Here is a 17,534-nt window from a genome sequence, read left to right on the forward strand (position 1 = left end):
GAGGTAAGAGCATGTCCACCAGCGGCACCGTCGCCGCCGTCGACCTCGGGGCCACCAGCGGCCGCGTGATCCTCGGGCACGTCGACACCGACGGCGTCCGGATGGAGCACGTCGCCCGGTTCCCGAACGGCCCCGTGACCCTGCACGAGCACGACCGCGAGGCCCTGCACTGGGACGTCGTCGAGCTCCACCGACAGGTGACCGACGGCCTCCGTCAGGCGTTCGCCACGCACCCGGCGATCGTCAGCATCGGCATCGACTCGTGGGCGGTCGACTACGGCCTGCTGCGCGACGGTCGGCTGCTCGGGCTGCCGTACCACTACCGCGACGAGCGGCACGAGGGCGGCGTCGACCGCGTGCACCGACGGATGGACGCGGCCGAGCTGTACGCCCGGAACGGTCTGCAGCACCTGCCCTTCAACACGGTGTTCCAGTTCGCTGCCGACCCGTCCCTGCAGCTCGCGCAGCGGGCGTTGCTCGTCCCCGACCTGCTCGGCTACTGGCTCACCGGTGTCGAGGCGGCCGAGCGCACGAACGCGTCGACGACCGGGGTCCTGAACGCGACGACCCGCGGGTGGGACCCGGCGTTGCGGGCTGCTGCGGGCCTCCCGGCCGGCCTCCTGCCCACCCTGCGTGACCCGGGCGACCGACTCGGGCCCCTGCTGCCGTCCGTCGCCGACGCCGTCGGCGGGCAGGCACCCGTCACGCTCGTCGGCTCGCACGACACGGCCTCCGCCGTCGTCGCGGTCCCCGCGACCGAACCGGACTTCGCGTACATCTCCTCCGGCACCTGGTCACTCGTCGGCGTCGAGCTCGACGCACCCGTCCTGTCGGACGCGGCGCGCGACGCGAACTGCACCAACGAGGGCGGGGTCGACGGCCGCGTCCGGTTCCTGAAGAACGTGTCCGGACTGTGGTTGCTCTCCGAGAGCGTCCGCACCTGGGAACGTGACGGCGCGAGCATCGACCTGGAGGCCCTGCTCGCCTCCGCCGCGGCCGTCACGGCCCCGGTCCCCGTCTTCGACCCCGCTGACGAGTCGTTCACGGCGCCCGGCGACATGCCCGCGCGCATCGCCGCCTGGTGCGGCGACCACGGGCTGAGCGCGCCCGCGTCGCGGGCCGAGTTCGTGCGCTCGATCCTCGAGTCACTGGCCGGCGCGTACGCGGAGACACTTGCGACGATCAGCACCATCACGGGGAAAGACGTCCGACAGGTGCACATCGTCGGCGGCGGATCGCAGAACCGACTGCTCTGCCAGCTGACGGCCGACCGCACCGGGCTGCCCGTCCTGGCCGGGCCCGTCGAGGCGACGGCACTCGGCAACATCCTGTTGCAGGCGCGGGCAGCCGGACTCGGCGGCCTGCGCGGCGCATCGCTCGAGGCCCTGCGCGCGACGATCGCGCGCACCGTCGAGCCCGTCCGGTACACCCCGCGTTCCTCCGACGCTTCCCTCCGCCAATCCACCTCGAGACGTAGGATGTCTGTATGACCTCGACCGACGACCAGCACCGCGTCGACCCCGCCACGGGCGCACCGGCAGCCACCCCGGGCACACCGTCGGCCCGGCGGACCCCGATCAAGCGGCAGCTGCCGACCGTGCGTGACCTCGCGCCGCTCATGCAGTTCAAGAAGCCTTCGCTGCCCGGTCGGCGTCAGCGCCTCGAACAGGCCCTGACGATCTGGGACCTGCGCGACATCGCCGCCCGCCGCACGCCGAAGGCCGCGTTCGACTACACCGAGGGCGCCGCCGAGGCCGAGATCTCGCTCGCGCGCGCCCGCCAGGCGTTCGAGGACATCGAGTTCACACCCGCGATCCTGCGCGACGTGTCGTCCGTGGACACCTCGCGCTCGGTGCTGGGTGCGCCGGTCGCGTACCCGTTCGGCATCGCCCCCACCGGGTTCACGCGCATGATGCAGACCGAGGGCGAACGTGCCGGTGCTCGGGCAGCCGGACGCGCGGGCATCCCGTTCTCGCTCTCCACCATGGGCACCACGGCCATCGAGGACGTCCGCGGCGCCAACCCGAACGGCCGCAACTGGTTCCAGCTGTACATGTGGAAGGACCGCGAGAAGTCGATGGCGCTGGTCTCCCGCGCCGAGAAGGCCGGGTTCGACACGCTGCTCGTCACCGTGGACGTGCCCGTCGCCGGCGCGCGCCTGCGGGACAAGCGCAACGGCTTCTCGATCCCGCCGCAGCTGAGCGCCCGGACCGTACTGAACGCCATCCCGCGACCGTGGTGGTGGTTCGACTTCCTGACCACCGAGCCGCTGGCGTTCGCGTCGCTCGACCGGTGGTCCGGCACCGTCGGGGAGCTCCTCGACCACATGTTCGACCCGACCGTCACCTACGAGGACCTCGCCTGGATCCGCGACCAGTGGAAGGGCAAGGTCGTCGTCAAGGGCGTGCAGTCCCTGGCCGACGCCCGTCGTCTGGCGGACATGGGCGTCGACGGGATCACGCTGTCGAACCACGGCGGACGCCAGCTCGACCGGGCACCCGTGCCGTTCCACCTGCTGCCCTCCGTGGTGAAGGAGGTCGGCATGGACACCGAGGTGCACCTCGACACCGGCATCATGTCCGGCGCGGACATCGTCGCCGCCGTGGCGCTCGGTGCGAAGTTCACCATGGTCGGCCGCGCGTACCTGTACGGGCTGATGGCGGGCGGCGAGGCCGGTGTCGACCGGATGATCCAGATCCTGTCGGAGCAGATCGAGCGCACGATGCGGCTGCTCGGGGTCACGTCGCTCGACGAGCTCGAGCCCGGTCACGTGACGCAGCTGCAGCGCTTGCAGCCGGTGCCGCGCGGCTGAGGCGGCGGGCGCGGGCTGCCCGCCGTTCACCGCGCGTTCGGGTGCCGATTCGGGCGATTACCCCCGAACGGGGCACAAATGATGCAAGATGTCCGTGGACGCGTCACCGAACCCCTCGGCATCCTGCCCCCTGGCGCGCCGTCCCCTCCCCGCATCCTGCGCCCGAGCACCCCGAGGAGCCCGACATCTCGACCCGAAGCACGTGCACGCCCATGCGCGGCACGACCCCCGCGACCACCACGCCCATCACCTCCACCACCGAACGGCACACCCGATGAGCCGCCGTCGCGCGATCCTGGCGGCAGCGACCGCCGGTTGCCTGGCACTCGGAGTCCCCACCGCCTCCGCCGCCTCCGCTGACAGCTGGTGGGGCTGGGGCGGACACCGCCACGGGCAGCACGCCCCGGTGACCCCCACGCCCACCCCCTCGGACACTGCGACCCCGGCCCCGTCAGACGACGAGGAGTCGGACGCGACGCCGACGGAGACGCCCGCGCCGACCGCCGAGGCCGCGCCGATCAAGGACACCACCCCGACCGCGGAACCCGAGGCGGCTGCGCCCACCGACGACGCCGAAGCCGCGGAGTCGGACGCCGACGACGCGGCCGAACCGCAGGACGAGGTCGCCGACACCTCCGCTGCGCCGGCCGCCTCGTTCGTCGAGGACTTCACCACCGACGCCGTCACCGGCCTCGTCTCGCGGCTCTACCCGCAGTCGTGGCAGCCCTACCCCGACGGCACCTCCGGCATCTACGCGCCGAGCAAGACCGTCTCGGTGCACGACGGCGTGATGGACGTCGCCCTCGGCACCGGAGCGGGGGCGGCCGGCACGTTCGGCTCCTCCGCCGGAGCCTGGGACCACGTCGGCGGCTCGTTCTCCGTCCGCGCCAAGGCAACCGGTGGCGACGGCAACGGCGCGGCGTTCATGCTGTGGCCGACGTCGGGCACCTGGTCCGACGGCGAGATCGACTTCCCCGAGGGCAACTTCGAGGACAGCCCCTCGGCCTTCCACCACTCGATGACCCCGGGCAAGGAAGCCGACCGCGTCCAGATCGGCACGGGCGTCTCATGGCGCGACTGGCACACCTACACGGTGGACTGGGTGCCCGGAGAGTCGGTCACCTACAGCGTCGACGGCAAGGTCCTCGACACGATCACGCACGACGTACCGACGACCCCGCACCGCTTCATGTTCCAGGTCGGCAACTGGGGCGACCAGGGCAACCTGCTCATCGACTGGGTCTCCACCACGGAGTGAGCGTTCGGCCCACTGAGTGAGCAGAAGACGTCGGTTTCCCACCAGGGACCCGACGTCTTCTGCTCACTGGATCAGGCTCGCGACGTCAGCGCACGGTCCAGGTTCCGCGCAGGGTGGTCAGCAGGTGGTCGATGTTCCGCAGTGCCCGTCGGGTCTCCCAGACGGAGTACGCGCACATCCCCACGAACAGCACCAGGATCGCCCACCAGAACGGACTGACCGTCAGAGCTGCCCAGACCGAGAAGGCCGCGAAGACGACGACCATGATCGGCACGATGACCCGGTTGTTCCGGTACCGCTTGCGGGTCGACTCGAGCTCGCGGGTCCACACGACGTGGTCGACGTCGTCCGGCAGGTCTCCGGAGCGCACCGCTCGCTGGATCGCGGCAGCACCCTCGGTGCCACCCGCTCGGCGGCGACGGTAGGCGATGAGGAAGCCGAAGAACACCGTCATCAAGACGGCGTAGAAGAGCGATCCGATCGCGCGGGCGGCCAGACCGGCACCGTCGGGGTTCGAAGCCAGACCGATGGCGAAGTACAGTCCGCCGACCAGGACGAACACGATGGGCAGCAGTGCCGGCAGCGGGAGTCGTCGAAAGCGGTCCACGGTGTCTCCTCGTCGAATGTTCGAGTGGTCCTCGGTTCCTCCACCATGCCGACGGTGCCCGGGAGTCGGCTGAGACTTCCCGCTCGAGTAATAGTTAGGTTAGCCTTACCTACGTGGCACGGACGAACATGCAGGCGACCCGCACGAAGCCGGAACGCGTCGAGCTCCTCACCCTGCACGTCGTGCGGACCGAACGGATCTCGCCGTCCTTCATCCGCGTGGTGTTCGGCGACGACGACCTGAGCCGATTCACCCACATGGGCTACGACCAGTGGTTCCGTCTGTTCCTGCCGGTGGACGGCGGTGACCTCGCGCGGGCCCCGCAGAAGCTCGACACGGTGAGCTACCTGAGGTTCCTGACGGTGGCGAAGGCGAGCCGACCGATCCTCCGCAGCTACACCGTGCGGAGCCTCCGGCGACTGCACCAGGGCGACGAGCTCGACGTCGACTTCGTGGTGCACGGCACTGGTGACGACCACGCACCGACCGGGCCGACCGCGGCTGGGTGGGCACTCGGCGCACAGCCCGGCGACGTGGCCGGGCTCATCGACGAGGGCATCGGCTTCGACCGGGACGCCCTCGGTCGTCCGATCGTGATCGTCGCGGACGAGAGCGCCCTGCCCGCTGCAGCCGGGATCCTCGAGTCGCTCCCCCGTTCGACCAAGGGCACCGCGATCCTCGAGGTCCCGACGGACGCCGACGTGCGGACCATCGATGCGCCGACCGGCATCGACGTGACGTGGATCACCCGCGAACCCGGTCGACGTCCCGGAGCCGCGGCGCTCGACGCGGTCACCCGATCGTCGGTGAGCCCCGACCACGCTGCCTGGGTCGCCGGCGAGCAGTCCCTCGCCGGCGGAGCACGACGGCACTGGGTCGGCGCGGGCATCCCGAAGGAGCGGATCGCCTTCACCGGGTACTGGCGCGCGGGCCGGTCCGGCTGACTGCGTTCGGGCACCTCCGGCAACTTCGTGAGCAGGAATGGTCGAGTGCCGATTCCCGACCCGACCATTTCTGCTCACGAAGCACGGCGCGGACGCACGAAGCACGAAGCACGGCGCACGGCCACCAGCGCCGCACGCCTAGGGTGGGCGGGTGATGGGCGACGAGGGGCGAGCACGGGCGGCACTCGCGACCGTCGCAGCGAACGGGTGGGCGGATGCCGGGCCCGTGGCGGGCGAACTCACCGGTTCGTCCAGCCCGCGGCACGCCGCCGTCCTGATGCTCTTCGGCACGCTCGACCGCACCCCCAGCGACCGCCCGGCCGTCGCCGCCGACGTCCCGCGCGACTTGGACGTCCTGTTACTCGCGCGCGCCACGACCCTGCGCGCGCACCCGGCCGAGGTCGCGTTCCCCGGCGGACGGATCGACCCGGGCGATGTCGACGCCGTCGCCGCAGCCCTCCGCGAAGCGCGTGAGGAGACCGGGCTCGACCCGACGGGCGTCGAGGTCCTCGGCACGCTGCCCGCGGTGCCGCTGGCGTTCTCGAACCACCTGGTGCGCCCGGTGCTGGGGTGGTGGCGCGAGCCGTCCCCGATCCGGGTCGTCGACGAGCGCGAGTCGGCCGCGGTGTTCCGGGTCCCCGTGGCGGACCTGCTCGACCCGGCGAACCGCGGGGTCACGGTGATCCAACGCGGTGGTCAGGAGTGGCGCGGGCCGGGCTTCACCGTCGATGCGGAGCACAGCGACCACGACGACGGCGACCACCACGACGACGACCACCACGACGACCACCTGGTGTGGGGGTTCACCGCGATGCTGCTGGATGCGCTGTTCGACCGGCTCGGGTGGACCGAGGACTGGGATCGGGAGCGGGAACTGCCGCTCGATCGTCGACACTGATCCGGTCGGTACCGCCCAGCGGGAACGACAGCGGGTCGGCACGGACTGCGTCCACCGCGTGGGCGACGGCCCCGATGACGACGACGTCGCCGCCGAGCGTCGACGCCACCAGGTCGGGCACGGGGTCGAAGTGCCAGCCGTCGAGCAGCGCGCGGGCGCGGTCGATGACGGCGACGGCGGGCTGGGCGATCGCACCGGCGACGACCACGCGGTCGATGTCGAGCAGGCTGGCGAGCAGGACGCAGACGCGGGCCAGTCGGTCGCCGAGGCGGTCGACGATCGCCAGCGCCACGGTGTCGCCGTCCTGCGCCGCGCGGAACACGGCGGAGGCACCGGCGTCCACCGCGAGCGGACTGCCCGGCCGGACCTCGCCCGCGGCGACGGCCTCGGCGACCAGCGTCCGCGCCGTCGCGCCGATGCCGTCCGACGACCCGACCCCCTGGACGATGTCGAGCACGCGCATCTCCCCCGCGCCGCCGTGGGCACCGCGGAGCAGCACACCGTCGACCACGAGGCCGCTGCCGAACCGCTCGCCGGAGAGCAGTGCGGCGAACGAGGCGTCCCCCGAGGACGGCCGCTCGGCGAGCGCGGCGAGGTTCGCGTCGTTCTCGACGACGACGCGGCCGTGCGGGACGGCGCCGGCGAAGCCCGGGTTCATCCGGTCCCAGAAGCCGCCGTCGCCCGGCGATGCCCCGCCGGCGTCGACCGGCGCGGGGATGCCGACGACGGTGACCAGAACGCGGGAGCGGTCGGCTCCGGCGGCGGCGAGCGCGTCGTCCACGGTGTCGGCGAGGACTGCGAGCCGGACGGGAACCTCGAGTCCCGACTCACCGAGTGCCCCTTCGGCGCGACCGAGCACGGTGCCGCGCAGGTCGGCGACGATGGCGGTGACCCGGTGCTGTCCGGCGTCCACCCCGACGACGACCCCGGCGGCGGTGTCGAGTTCGTAGCGCCGGGCGGGCCGACCGATCCGGTACTCCCCGGCGGCACGGGCGTCGTCGAGCTCGTGGAGCCAGCCGAGCCGGACGAGTTCCTCGCACGCGGCCAGCACGGTCGAGCGGGTCAGGCCGGTGGCGTCGATGGCCTCGGTCGCGGTGAAGGCGCCAGCGTCGAAGGCGTGCGCGAGCAGTGTCTCGGCGCTCGTTCGACGGGGTGGCGGCATGCCGTGACCTTATCGCGCAACGAGTTCCTTGCGTAATTAGATTTTGTCGCTAGATTTAGTCTCGCGGTCGGCATCGGAGCCGATCGCAGGACGGAACGGCAGGGCTGCCGGGTCCGGACGGACGGAGACGACGTGCAACCACACGCCACGACCAGGACGGCGGCATCGGTGAGCCGACGCTCGTTCCTGCTCGGAGCCGGCGGCATCGGAGCGGGCCTCGCGCTCGCCGGGTGCGCCCCGATCGGGTCCTCGAGCGCCAAGCCGGAGACCATCACGTTCTACGTCTCGAAGCCCGAGGTCATCGGGTATTTCGACGGCGTCATCGCGCAGTTCCACGACAGCCAGTCGAAGGTGCGGGTCGTCCGTGACTCGACCTCCAGCATGTCCGCGAACTTCGTCCGGAACCGGCCGCCGGACCTCGGCTGCTGGAACTACAACTTCTCGGTCGTGCCGTTCGTCGAGCACGGAGCCCTGACGGACCTCTCCGACCTGCCGCAGGCCGACACGATCAACCCGGACCTGTGGCCGCTCATGCAGCAGACCGCCGACTACCCGGGTCGCAAGAGCGCGCTGCCGTACTCGGTGACCGCCGCCTCGGTGATCTACAACAAGGCGCTGTTCGCCGAGCAGGGACTCGAGGTGCCCACCACCTGGAGCGAGTTCGCCGATCTCTGCGGGCGGCTGCAGCAGGCCGGCATCGCCCCGATCTACGGGACGTTCAAGGACAACTGGACGATCGCGCAGGGCATGTTCGACTACACGGTCGGCGGTGCGATCGACACCCCGAAGACGTTCGACGCACTGCGACGCGAGGGCACGAGCGTCGGCAAGGACTCGTCGGTGTCGTTCGAGAAGGACCTCCGGACGCCGATGGAGCGCATGACCCAGCTGCGCGCATGGCACCAGGACGGTGCCGCCAGCCGCGGCTACGGCGACGGCAACCTCGCGTTCGCACAGGGCAAGGCCGCGATGTACCTGCAGGGGCCGTGGGCGCTCGGCGAGATCGCCAAGACGAACAAGGACATGGACCTCGGCACGTTCCCGCTGCCCGTCACCGACGACGCCGCGGACAACAAGGTGCGGGTGAACGTCGACCTGGCGCTCTGGATCCCGGAGGCGTCCCGCAAGCAGGAGGCCGCCCGCGAGTTCCTGACGTTCCTGATGCAGTCGAAGGTCAACGACAAGTACAACGCCGACAACAACGGCTTCGGTGTCCGGAAGGACGCTCCCCCGGCGTCGAACCCGGCGCTGACCGGCATGCAGTCGTACTACGACGACGCCGCCTTCTACCTCGGTGCGTCGCAGCTCATCCCCGCCGAGATCCCGGTCGCGAACTACGCGCAGTCGATCGCCTTCGGCGGCGACCCGCAGCGCCAGCTCCGCACCCTCGACGCCGACTGGGCGCGTCTCGCGCTCCGCACGGCCGCGTAAGGAGACGTCCCATGGCAACCACGACCACCGAAGCCATCACGACGGCGGACCGCCGCCGACGTGGCGGAGCCGCCCCGGGCCTCCCGTCCGTCACCCACAAGCGGAAGCGGATCGAACCGCTCTTCCTCGCCTTCCTGCTCCCCACCCTGCTGCTCTTCACGCTCGCCATCACGCTGCCGGCCGTGATGGGCATCGTGCTCAGCTTCACGAACTCCGTCGGGTTCGGTGAGTTCCGCTTCATCGGGCTCACGAACTACGTCGCGGTGTTCTCCGACCCCGCGATCCTGCAGGCGTACCTGTTCACCCTCGGGTTCTCGCTCGTCACCGTGATCGTCGTCAACGCGATCGCGTTCCTGCTCGCCATCGCGCTGACGTCGAAGATCCGCGGCAAGATCGCCCTCCGCGCGGTGTTCGTGCTGCCGATGGTCATCTCGGGCATCGTCATCGCGTACGTGTTCTCGTTCCTGTTCGCGAACAGCCTGCCGGCCCTGGCCAGTGCGATCGGCTTCGGTCCGCTCGAGCAGAGCATCCTGGCGAACCCCGACCTGGCGTGGGTCGCCATCGTGATCGTCACCGCGTGGCAGGCGATCCCGTCGACGCTCCTCATCTACATCGCCGGGGTGCTGTCCATCCCCGGCGAGGTCTACGAGGCAGCTGCCCTCGACGGCGCGAGCGCGTGGCGGCAGCTGATCTCGATCACCGCACCGCTGACGGCCGGCTACATCCTGATCAACCTGGTGATCGGGTTCAAGAACTTCCTGAACTCGTACGACATCATCGTCGGCCTGACCGACGGTGGCCCCGGCACCTCGACCACGAGCGTCGCGATGTCGATCTTCAAGGGCTTCAACGGCGGCGACTACGCCTACCAGATGGCCAACGCCACGATCTTCTTCATCATCGCGGTCGTCATCGCCGTGATCCAGCTGCGGGCGACCCGCGGGAAGGCAGCGCTCTGATGACCATCCAGACACCCCTCCGTCCGGGGACGACGAAGACGGGCAGCATCAGATCGGTCGACGCCGACCGGACCGCCGGCCGCCGCGGCGGCAACGCCAACTGGCCCGTCACCGTCGTCCTCGTGCTCTGCGCGCTCTCGATCCTGGTGCCGCTCTACGTCACCCTGACGATGGCGTTCAAGACGACCGGCCAGGCCGTCGACGGCAACGCGTTCTCGCTGCCGGCACCGTTCAGCGTCGACGGCTTCGTGCAGGCGTGGGAGCTCACCGACTTCCCGCGGGCGTTCGGCGTCTCGGTGCTCGTCGCCGCGATCACCGTCGTCGGCACGATCCTGCTCGCGTCGTTCACGGCGTTCGCGATCGCCCGGAACTGGGACCGTCGGCTGTTCCGCTGGTCGTTCTTCTACCTGCTCGCCGCCATGTTCCTGCCGTTCCCGGTGCTCGCGCTGTCGCAGGTGAAGCTCACCGGCCTCGCGCACCTGGACAACCCGTTCGGCGTCGCGCTGCTGCACGTCATGTTCCAGCTGTCGTTCAGCGTGCTGCTCTTCACCGCGTTCCTGCGGTCGATCCCGGCCGAGCTCGAGGAGAGCGCCCGCATCGACGGCGCGAGCACCGGTCAGGTGTTCTGGCGGCTCGTGTTCCCGCTGCTGGCACCGATGAGCGCCACCGTCGGCATCTTCGCGTTCCTGGCGTCGTGGAACGACTTCGTGATGCCGTCGCTGATCACCTCGGACCCGGCGTTGCAGACCCTGCCGGTGCTGCAGCAGATGTTCCAGACCCAGTTCAGCAACAACTACAACGTCTCGTTCGCCTCGTACCTGATGGCGATGGCCCCGGCGATCATCGTCTACCTCGTCACGCAGCGATGGGTGATGGCCGGTGTGACCCAGGGCGCCATCAAGTGAGCAAGACGACCGACCCGGCCGGTACGACCGAACCGACCGACACCGCCACGAACCACGAAAGGCCCGTCGTGACCGACACCCTCGCCCAGCCCGCCACCACTGCCACCGACGAGACCTGGTGGCGCCAGGCGAGCGTCTACCAGATCTACCCGCGCTCCTTCGCGGACGCGAACGGCGACGGCATCGGCGACCTGCCCGGCATCACCGAGCGCGTGCCGTACCTGGCGTCGCTCGGTGTCGAGGCCGTCTGGCTCAGCCCGTTCTACCCGTCCGCCCTCGCCGACGGCGGCTACGACGTCGACGACTACCGCGACGTCGACCCGAAGCTCGGCACGCTCGACGACTTCGACCGGATGGTCGAGGCGCTGCACGCCGCCGGCATCCGGGTGATCGTGGACGTGGTGCCGAACCACACGAGCGACCGGCACGAGTGGTTCCGCGAGGCGCTCGCCGCGCCGAAGGGCTCCCCCGCCCGCGACCGCTACGTCTTCCGCGACGGCACCGGGCCGTCCGGCGAACAGGCTCCGGCCGACTGGATCTCGATCTTCGGCGGCCCGGCCTGGACCGCGGTCGGCGACGGCCAGTGGTACCTGCACTCGTTCGCCAAGGAGCAGCCCGACCTGAACTGGGCGAACCGCGAGGTCCGCGACGACTTCCTGCACACCCTGCGCTTCTGGTCGGACCGCGGCGTCGACGGCTTCCGCATCGACGTCGCCCACGGGCTCGCGAAGGACCTGCCGTCCGGAGCCCTGCCGACCTGGGCGGAGCTCGCCGAGATCCCGAAGGACGGCTCGCACCCGCTGTGGGACCGCGACGACGTGCACGAGATCTACGCCGAGTGGCGGACCGTGTTCAACGAGTACATCCCGGCGCGCACTGCGGTCGCCGAGGCCTGGGTCGCCGCCGACCGCCGCGCCCGGTACGCCAGCGCCGACGGTCTGGGGCAGGCGTTCAACTTCGACCTGCTCGAGGCCGACTTCGACGCCGGTTCGTTCAAGGAGATCATCGAGTTCAACCTCGGCCTGGCCGAGCAGTCCGGCTCGTCGACCACGTGGGTGTTCTCGAACCACGACGTCGTCCGGCACGCCACCCGCTACGCGCTGCCTGCGCGGAACGGCTCCCCCGACAAGCAGGGCGGCAAGTGGCTGCTCGCCGGTGGGTCGCAGGACGCGCTGGACCGCTCGCTCGGGCTGCGCCGCGCGCAGGCGGCGACCCTGCTCGAGCTCGCACTGCCCGGCTCCGCCTACCTGTACCAGGGCGAGGAGCTCGGTCTGCACGAGGTCGGCGACATCCCCGACGCCGACCGCCAGGACCCCGCGTTCTTCCGCAACCCGGGCGTCGACGTCGGCCGCGACGGCTGCCGTGTCCCGATCCCGTGGACCCGGTCCGGCCCGTCGTTCGGCTCCGGCTCCGCGCACCTGCCGCAGCCGGCGTGGTTCGCGGACGCGAGCGTCGAGGCCGAGGACACCGACCCCGACTCGACCCTGAGCCTGTACCGGAAGGCCCTCGGGCTGCGCGGCCAGCTGCAGTCCGAGGAGCACCTGGAGTGGCTCGAGACCGGCCGCGACGACGTGCTCGCGTTCCGACGCCCGAACGGCTGGACGAGCGTGACGGTGTTCGGTGACGAGCCCTACGAACTCCCCGCCGGCGAGCTGCTGCTCGCCTCGGCACCGGTGGCAGACGGTGCTCTCACGGGCGTGGGGACGGCCTGGTTGCGTTCCTGACGCAGGGTGCGCGTCGTGGACGCGACCAGGTGACGGACGGGAGGCACGGTGCAGGCAGGCACCGGGCCTCCCGTCCGCCGTGGGGTCACCATCTCGGGCCGCGACCGGCATCCGAGACGTCAGCCGCTGACGGTAGGGTCGCCGCATGAGCGGGGCGACGATCAGCGTGCAGGACTTCGTCATGCGGTTCGGGGACCGGAACGTGGTCGACGGACTGTCGTTCGACGTCGCCGCCGGCGAGACGTTCGGCCTGCTCGGCAGCAACGGCTCCGGCAAGACCACGACGATCCGTGCCCTGCTCGGCATCACCACCCCGACCGCGGGCACCCTGACCATCGACGGCCAGCCCTACCGGCCCGCCACCGGTGGCATCGGGTACCTGCCCGAAGAGCGCGGGCTCTACCGCAAGGAATCCGTCATCGACGTGATGTCCTACTTCGGACGGCTCCGCGGGCTGCGCGGCCCCGAGGCGACGGCCTGGAGCATGGACTACCTGGCACGCGTTGGTCTGGCCGACCGCGCCAAGCTCCGCGTCGACAAGCTCTCCGGCGGGCAGCAGCAGAAGGTGCAGCTCGGCATCACGATCATGGACCGGCCGCGGCTGCTCATCCTCGACGAACCGACGAAGGGCCTCGACCCCGTGAACCGACGGCTGCTGCTCGACCTGGTCGACGAACGGAAGGCCGACGGCGCGACCGTCATCCTCGTGACCCACCACATGGACGAGGTCGAGCGGCTCTGCGACCGGATCCTGCTGCTCAAGGACGGCACCGCCGCCGCCTACGGGTCGATCCCCGACGTGCAGGACGCCTTCGGCGGCGCCGTCGCCCGGGTCGGCCTCGACGGACCGGTCCCCCGCTCGCCGCTGTACAAGCTCGCGCGGCACGAGGGGCACGTCGCCTACCTCGTGCCGACGTCCGCCGCCGCACCGGACGGTGCCGACATCCTCGCGGCGCTCGTGGCGGACGGTGTCCGCGTCACCGCGTTCGAGATGCGTCGGATCCCGCTCGACGAGATCTTCGTGCAGGTCTACGGCCACGACGCGCTCGCCGCCGCGGGGGCAGCAGCGTGAGCCGCCTCGGCACCGTCGTCCGGTTCGAGTTCGTCCGCGCGGTCAAGAAGCCCGCGTTCTGGATCGGCACCCTCGCACTGCCGGTCGTCATCGTCATCGTGTCCCTGCTCGTCGGCATCGGACAGGCAGCCGGCACCGACTCGGTCGTCTCGGGCTCGTCGGCCACGAAGACCCCGTTCCGCTACGTCGACCACTCCGGGCTGGTGTCCGAGTCCGTCGCGGCGAAGTGGGGCGGGTCGCCGTCCACCGACGCCGACGCCGACCGCGCCGCCGTGCGTTCCGGGGACCTCGACGCCTTCATCTCGTTCCCGTCCTCCCCCTCGACCTCGCCGATCACCGTCGATGCCGCCGACCGCGGCCTGTTCGCGAACGGTGGCTACTCGTCGCTCGCCGAACGGGTGCTCGAGCAGAGCGTCGCCGCGACCGTCGACGACCCCGAGACCGTCGAGCTCCTGCGTTCCCCACCGGCCACCGACGTCACGACCTACGCCGACGGGCAGGTCGCGCCGGGATGGCTGTCGATCGTTCCGCCGTTCCTGTACGTCGCCGCCTTCTTCGGACTCGTCATCCTGCTCGCGGCACGCATGGTGACCGTCGTGGTCGAGGAGAAGGAGAACCGCATCTCCGAGATGATCCTGACCGCCGTCACCGCCGGCGACCTGATCCGCGGCAAGGTGATCGCGATGCTGCTCGTCGGGTTCGTGCAGGTCGGGGTGTTCGTCATCCCGGGGCTGGTCGGGATGCTCGCCGTCCTGCCACTCGTCGCCTCGCAGCTCGGCGGGCTGACGATCGACCCGTGGCGCATGCTCGTCGGCGCGCTGCTGCTCGTCGGCGGCGTGCTGCTGGCGTCCGGACTGTTCGTCGCCGTCGGTGCCGCGGTGCCGTCGATCAAGGACGCCTCGGCACTGCAGTCGGCGGCGATCTTCGCCCTGATCATCCCGCTCTACGCGGCGTTCTTCGTGATGACCACCCCGACGTCGCCCGTCGCCGCGTTCTTCACGTACTTCCCGACGTTCACGCCCGTCACCGCCATGGTGCGGAACGCCGTCGGCTCGCTGAGCGTCACCGAGTCGGTGGTCTGCATCGTCGAGGTGTTCGTCGCCGCCGGCCTGCTGCTCTGGTTCGCCGAGTACCTGTTCCGGCACTCGGTCGCGCAGTACGGGTCGAAGGTGACGCTGCGCCAGATCGTGTCGTGGTGGCGGCGGTCGGTCTCCCGTTAGGGACGGCTCTGGGGTTCCCGCTCGGCTTCGCGTGCAGTCTGCTGGTGTTCCGCCGGTCGCTGGCGCTGCGGCGTCTCGCGCTCGGGGACGTCGGCGTCGAGGTCCCACGACGGCAACTCGTGCTGCTTCCAGCCCTGGCGGAGCGTCCGGACCGACCGGTCGAACTCCACCATGACGTCGATGTGCGGCCGGACGAGCATCTGGATCTGCAGTCCCTCGTACACCGCGAGCAGCTGCGTGGCCGCCTGGTACGACGGGATCGCCGATTCCTCGGCACCGTTGTCGAAGTCGCGCTGCAGACCGTTGCTGAGCTGCTCGACGTACTCGTCGAAGCGCTTGCGGAACAGCTCGGCGAAGCCGGACTCCGAGCTCGCGACCGTGATCACGCCCGCGAGGACGCGGACGAGCCCCGGGTCGGCGACGTCCTCGGCCAGGGTCAGCCGGACGTGGTCGATCGTGCACGCCGGCGGGGTCTTCCGACGGGTGCCACGCAGCTGCGTCCACCGGTCGTACGTCACCAGCAACAGGGCTTCCCACGCGGGGAACAACCGCTCCACGGTCTCGAGCGGGATGCCCGCGACCTCGGCCACCACCGAGGCGTCGACCGCGTCGAAGGAGTGCAGCCGGTAGGCGCGGATCGCTCCGCGGACGGTGCGCTCGGCGAGGGACTCATCGTCCTCGACGCGTTCGCCGTGCAGGGGTTCCATCCGACCATCCCATCGTGTGCGGTACCCCATTGTCTCGTCCCAGACCGGGGGCCGTCACATCCACGCCGGGTCGGCGTGGACCGGATCGGCGTGGGCGGGCCGTTCAGCCGGGTCGTCAGCCGACTCGTCAGCCGACGGTGACGGGGGCTGCCGGGGGCTTCACCCGCTGCTTCGCCCAGACGAAGAACCCGGTCAGCGTGAAGACGCCGTAGAAGACGTACATGAGACCCGACGCGTAGTACCCGGCCGAGAACAGGAGCGGGACACCGACAAGGTCGACCGCGACCCAGATGAGCCAGAACTCGACCCAGCCCTTCGCCATGCCGTAGGTGGCGAGCAGTGAGCCGACGAAGATCCACGCGTCACTCCACACCGGCTCGTACGACCCGAGGGCGCGGAACACCGGGGTGAGCAGGGCGGTCCCGCCGACCATGCCGACGACCAGCAGGACGCGCGTCCGCCACGACGCCCAGTGCGGTTCGATCACGGTGGACGTGTCGTCGGGCCGGTGGGTCCAGCGGTACCAGCCGTAGATGCTCACGATGATGAACATCACCTGGCGGCCGGCCTGGCCGAGCAGGTTGACGGGGTTCGGGGTGTCGAACAGTGCGCCCATGAAGACGGTGAACAGGAGCGCGTTGCCGACCAGCCCGACGGGCCAGGCCCAGACCTTGCGGCGCATCCCGCCGAGCGCGCTGAGCAGCCCGACGACGTTGCCGATCACCTCGCGCCAGAGCACCGTCTGGTCGCCGATGACGATCTGCGCGTCGAACAGCCAGCGCACGATGCCCATGGGCCCTCCTCGTTTCCGGTCGGTGCAACGGTCGGGGGCCGTCCGGCATTCCGGTGGTGATCGGGGTACAAACATGTCCTCCACAGGGTGGACAAAAATCACCCCCGTTCTGGGTCCATGCGAAAGCATGTTCCTACTTGTCCGCACTTTGGGGGACGAGTACCGTCGTCACCAGAGCGAGTCCAGCCCGCCCGAGCAGCAGATCTGCGCTCCGGAGCCCGGCGACCGCTCTCGGCAAAGGTCAGCCGCGACCCCTCACCCGCGAGGTCGATGACACCGTCCCACCGGCACGACGACCCGAATCACGAGCTGGTGGAATCCAGTGCGCCCCGAACGCACAGAACGGACCCGCCACCATGCACAAGATCGTCACCGGTGCCATCGCCGGCGCAGCCGGCATCGCCCTCCTCCTCGGTGGAGCAGGCACCTTCGCCCTCTGGAACGCCAGTGCCTCCAGCGCCGCGTCCTCGGTGAGCTCCGGCACGCTGACCCTCAGCGCGAACAACGACGGCGCCTGGACGGACATCACGAACGGCCGCTCGACCGCGATCAACCCCACCACCGCCCTGATGGTGCCGGGCAACACGTTCCAGTTCACGCAGACGCTGAACATCGGTGCGACCGGCCAGGACCTCAAGGCGAACCTGACCTACGCCAGCCAGTCGATCACCGGTGACTCCGCACTCCTCGCCGCGACGCAGAAGACCCTGGCCGTGACGTCCTCGAGCGCCACCGTCGTGCAGTCCACGTCGAACGCGAACACCTTCGTCGTCTCGCCGTCGGCGTCGACCTCGACCGTCAAGGTCGTCTTCACGATCACGCTGCCGTCCTCGGCGACGACCGGGCAGAACGGGTCGATCAACGTCGGCGCCCTGGCCTTCACGCTCACCCAGACCGCGATCGGTTCCTGATCCACCGATCGCACTGACGCGGGCCACGACCGGCCCCTGATCCGCCGGTCGTGGCCCGTGCTGGGCCCTTGTGGCCCGTCTGGGCCCTTGTGGCCCGTCTGGGCCCTTGTGGCCCGCACCAGCAGAGGCTC

Annotated in this window: 16 protein-coding genes; 12 read left to right on the plus strand and 4 right to left on the minus strand. The window is 70.5% G+C overall.

Going from position 1 to position 17,534, the window contains the following annotated elements; translation table 11 throughout:
• Window positions 1-11 precede the first annotated feature (11 nt).
• The 3 genes from EDF47_RS03720 to EDF47_RS03730 all read left to right on the plus strand — a co-directional run bounded on the left by EDF47_RS03720 (window position 12) and on the right by EDF47_RS03730 (window position 4,070).
• Window positions 12-1,490 carry a rhamnulokinase family protein gene (locus EDF47_RS03720; RefSeq protein ID WP_133937968.1) on the plus strand — a complete coding sequence of 493 codons (1,479 nt, stop codon included), beginning with the start codon at window positions 12-14 and terminating at the stop codon, window positions 1,488-1,490.
• Window positions 1,491-1,618: 128 nt separating this feature from the next.
• A complete protein-coding gene (locus tag EDF47_RS03725; RefSeq protein ID WP_133938021.1) occupies window positions 1,619-2,812 on the plus strand; it encodes an alpha-hydroxy acid oxidase in 1,194 nt (397 codons plus the stop codon).
• A gap of 274 nt (window positions 2,813-3,086) precedes the next feature.
• Complete coding sequence (locus tag EDF47_RS03730) at window positions 3,087-4,070, plus strand: glycoside hydrolase family 16 protein (protein ID WP_131879485.1); 984 nt, start codon at window positions 3,087-3,089, stop codon at window positions 4,068-4,070.
• An 85-nt stretch (window positions 4,071-4,155) separates the two neighbouring features.
• On the opposite strand, the gene EDF47_RS03735 is transcribed toward EDF47_RS03730, so the two are convergent.
• Window positions 4,156-4,677: a hypothetical protein gene (locus tag EDF47_RS03735; protein ID WP_131879487.1), complete on the minus strand. Its 522-nt coding sequence runs from the start codon at window positions 4,675-4,677 to the stop codon at window positions 4,156-4,158.
• 113 nt (window positions 4,678-4,790) lie between these two features.
• Between EDF47_RS03735 and EDF47_RS03740 the strand changes: the two genes are divergently transcribed.
• Complete coding sequence (locus EDF47_RS03740; protein WP_243698071.1) at window positions 4,791-5,621, plus strand: siderophore-interacting protein; 831 nt, start codon at window positions 4,791-4,793, stop codon at window positions 5,619-5,621.
• 151 nt (window positions 5,622-5,772) lie between these two features.
• Window positions 5,773-6,519: a CoA pyrophosphatase gene (locus EDF47_RS03745; RefSeq protein ID WP_243833999.1), complete on the plus strand. Its 747-nt coding sequence runs from the start codon at window positions 5,773-5,775 to the stop codon at window positions 6,517-6,519.
• On the opposite strand, the gene EDF47_RS03750 is transcribed toward EDF47_RS03745, so the two are convergent.
• On the minus strand, window positions 6,425-7,681 hold the full coding sequence (locus EDF47_RS03750) for an ROK family protein (protein ID WP_133937970.1): 1,257 nt from the start codon (window positions 7,679-7,681) through the stop codon (window positions 6,425-6,427). The two genes, EDF47_RS03745 and EDF47_RS03750, sit on opposite strands and share 95 nt — an antisense overlap.
• A gap of 168 nt (window positions 7,682-7,849) precedes the next feature.
• On the opposite strand from EDF47_RS03750, the gene EDF47_RS03755 reads away from it, so the two are divergent.
• The 6 genes from EDF47_RS03755 to EDF47_RS03780 all read left to right on the plus strand — a co-directional run bounded on the left by EDF47_RS03755 (window position 7,850) and on the right by EDF47_RS03780 (window position 14,992).
• The gene (locus EDF47_RS03755; protein WP_243834000.1) at window positions 7,850-9,112 is read left to right on the plus strand and encodes an extracellular solute-binding protein; all 1,263 of its coding nucleotides are present in this window, start codon (window positions 7,850-7,852) and stop codon (window positions 9,110-9,112) included.
• Window positions 9,113-9,123: 11 nt separating this feature from the next.
• Window positions 9,124-10,071, plus strand: a complete 948-nt coding sequence (locus EDF47_RS03760) for a sugar ABC transporter permease (RefSeq protein WP_123291962.1) — start codon at window positions 9,124-9,126, stop codon at window positions 10,069-10,071.
• A complete protein-coding gene (locus tag EDF47_RS03765; RefSeq protein WP_123291961.1) occupies window positions 10,071-10,976 on the plus strand; it encodes a carbohydrate ABC transporter permease in 906 nt (301 codons plus the stop codon). Before EDF47_RS03760 ends, EDF47_RS03765 begins: the two co-directional genes overlap by 1 nt.
• A gap of 68 nt (window positions 10,977-11,044) precedes the next feature.
• Window positions 11,045-12,700, plus strand: coding sequence for a glycoside hydrolase family 13 protein (locus EDF47_RS03770; protein WP_133938025.1), 1,656 nt, complete (start codon window positions 11,045-11,047; stop codon window positions 12,698-12,700).
• A gap of 145 nt (window positions 12,701-12,845) precedes the next feature.
• On the plus strand, window positions 12,846-13,772 hold the full coding sequence (locus tag EDF47_RS03775) for an ATP-binding cassette domain-containing protein (protein ID WP_123338726.1): 927 nt from the start codon (window positions 12,846-12,848) through the stop codon (window positions 13,770-13,772).
• Complete coding sequence (locus tag EDF47_RS03780) at window positions 13,769-14,992, plus strand: ABC transporter permease (RefSeq protein ID WP_133937974.1); 1,224 nt, start codon at window positions 13,769-13,771, stop codon at window positions 14,990-14,992. The genes EDF47_RS03775 and EDF47_RS03780 overlap by 4 nt, the downstream gene beginning before the upstream one ends.
• Here the strand turns inward: EDF47_RS03780 and EDF47_RS03785 are convergent.
• Window positions 14,989-15,699 carry a hypothetical protein gene (locus EDF47_RS03785; RefSeq protein WP_123291958.1) on the minus strand — a complete coding sequence of 237 codons (711 nt, stop codon included), beginning with the start codon at window positions 15,697-15,699 and terminating at the stop codon, window positions 14,989-14,991. The two genes, EDF47_RS03780 and EDF47_RS03785, sit on opposite strands and share 4 nt — an antisense overlap.
• 127 nt (window positions 15,700-15,826) lie before the next feature.
• Window positions 15,827-16,492 (minus strand): nicotinamide riboside transporter PnuC, encoded by a 666-nt coding sequence (gene pnuC, locus EDF47_RS03790; protein ID WP_131879493.1) that lies wholly within the window; start codon window positions 16,490-16,492, stop codon window positions 15,827-15,829.
• Window positions 16,493-16,848: 356 nt separating this feature from the next.
• Here pnuC and EDF47_RS03795 point away from each other — a divergent pair, with 356 nt between their 5' ends.
• Window positions 16,849-17,403 carry an alternate-type signal peptide domain-containing protein gene (locus tag EDF47_RS03795; protein WP_123291956.1) on the plus strand — a complete coding sequence of 185 codons (555 nt, stop codon included), beginning with the start codon at window positions 16,849-16,851 and terminating at the stop codon, window positions 17,401-17,403.
• Window positions 17,404-17,534 lie beyond the last annotated feature (131 nt).

Origin of the sequence: Curtobacterium sp. PhB190 (assembly GCF_004365385.1) — a bacterium.
Classification (GTDB): Bacteria; Actinomycetota; Actinomycetes; order Actinomycetales; family Microbacteriaceae; genus Curtobacterium.

Excerpts from the sequence above, each read along its gene's own strand:
- EDF47_RS03795 (WP_123291956.1), top strand. The coding sequence starts at position 16,849 with ATGCACAAGATCGTCACCGGTGCCATCGCCGGCGCAGCCGGCATCGCC.
- EDF47_RS03765 (WP_123291961.1), top strand. The coding sequence starts at position 10,071 with ATGACCATCCAGACACCCCTCCGTCCGGGGACGACGAAGACGGGCAGC.
- EDF47_RS03760 (WP_123291962.1), top strand. The coding sequence starts at position 9,124 with ATGGCAACCACGACCACCGAAGCCATCACGACGGCGGACCGCCGCCGA.
- EDF47_RS03730 (WP_131879485.1), top strand. The coding sequence starts at position 3,087 with ATGAGCCGCCGTCGCGCGATCCTGGCGGCAGCGACCGCCGGTTGCCTG.
- EDF47_RS03725 (WP_133938021.1), top strand. The coding sequence starts at position 1,619 with ATGCAGTTCAAGAAGCCTTCGCTGCCCGGTCGGCGTCAGCGCCTCGAA.
- pnuC (WP_131879493.1), bottom strand. The coding sequence starts at position 16,492 with ATGGGCATCGTGCGCTGGCTGTTCGACGCGCAGATCGTCATCGGCGAC.
- EDF47_RS03785 (WP_123291958.1), bottom strand. The coding sequence starts at position 15,699 with ATGGAACCCCTGCACGGCGAACGCGTCGAGGACGATGAGTCCCTCGCC.
- EDF47_RS03720 (WP_133937968.1), top strand. The coding sequence starts at position 12 with ATGTCCACCAGCGGCACCGTCGCCGCCGTCGACCTCGGGGCCACCAGC.
- EDF47_RS03775 (WP_123338726.1), top strand. The coding sequence starts at position 12,846 with ATGAGCGGGGCGACGATCAGCGTGCAGGACTTCGTCATGCGGTTCGGG.
- EDF47_RS03750 (WP_133937970.1), bottom strand. The coding sequence starts at position 7,681 with ATGCCGCCACCCCGTCGAACGAGCGCCGAGACACTGCTCGCGCACGCC.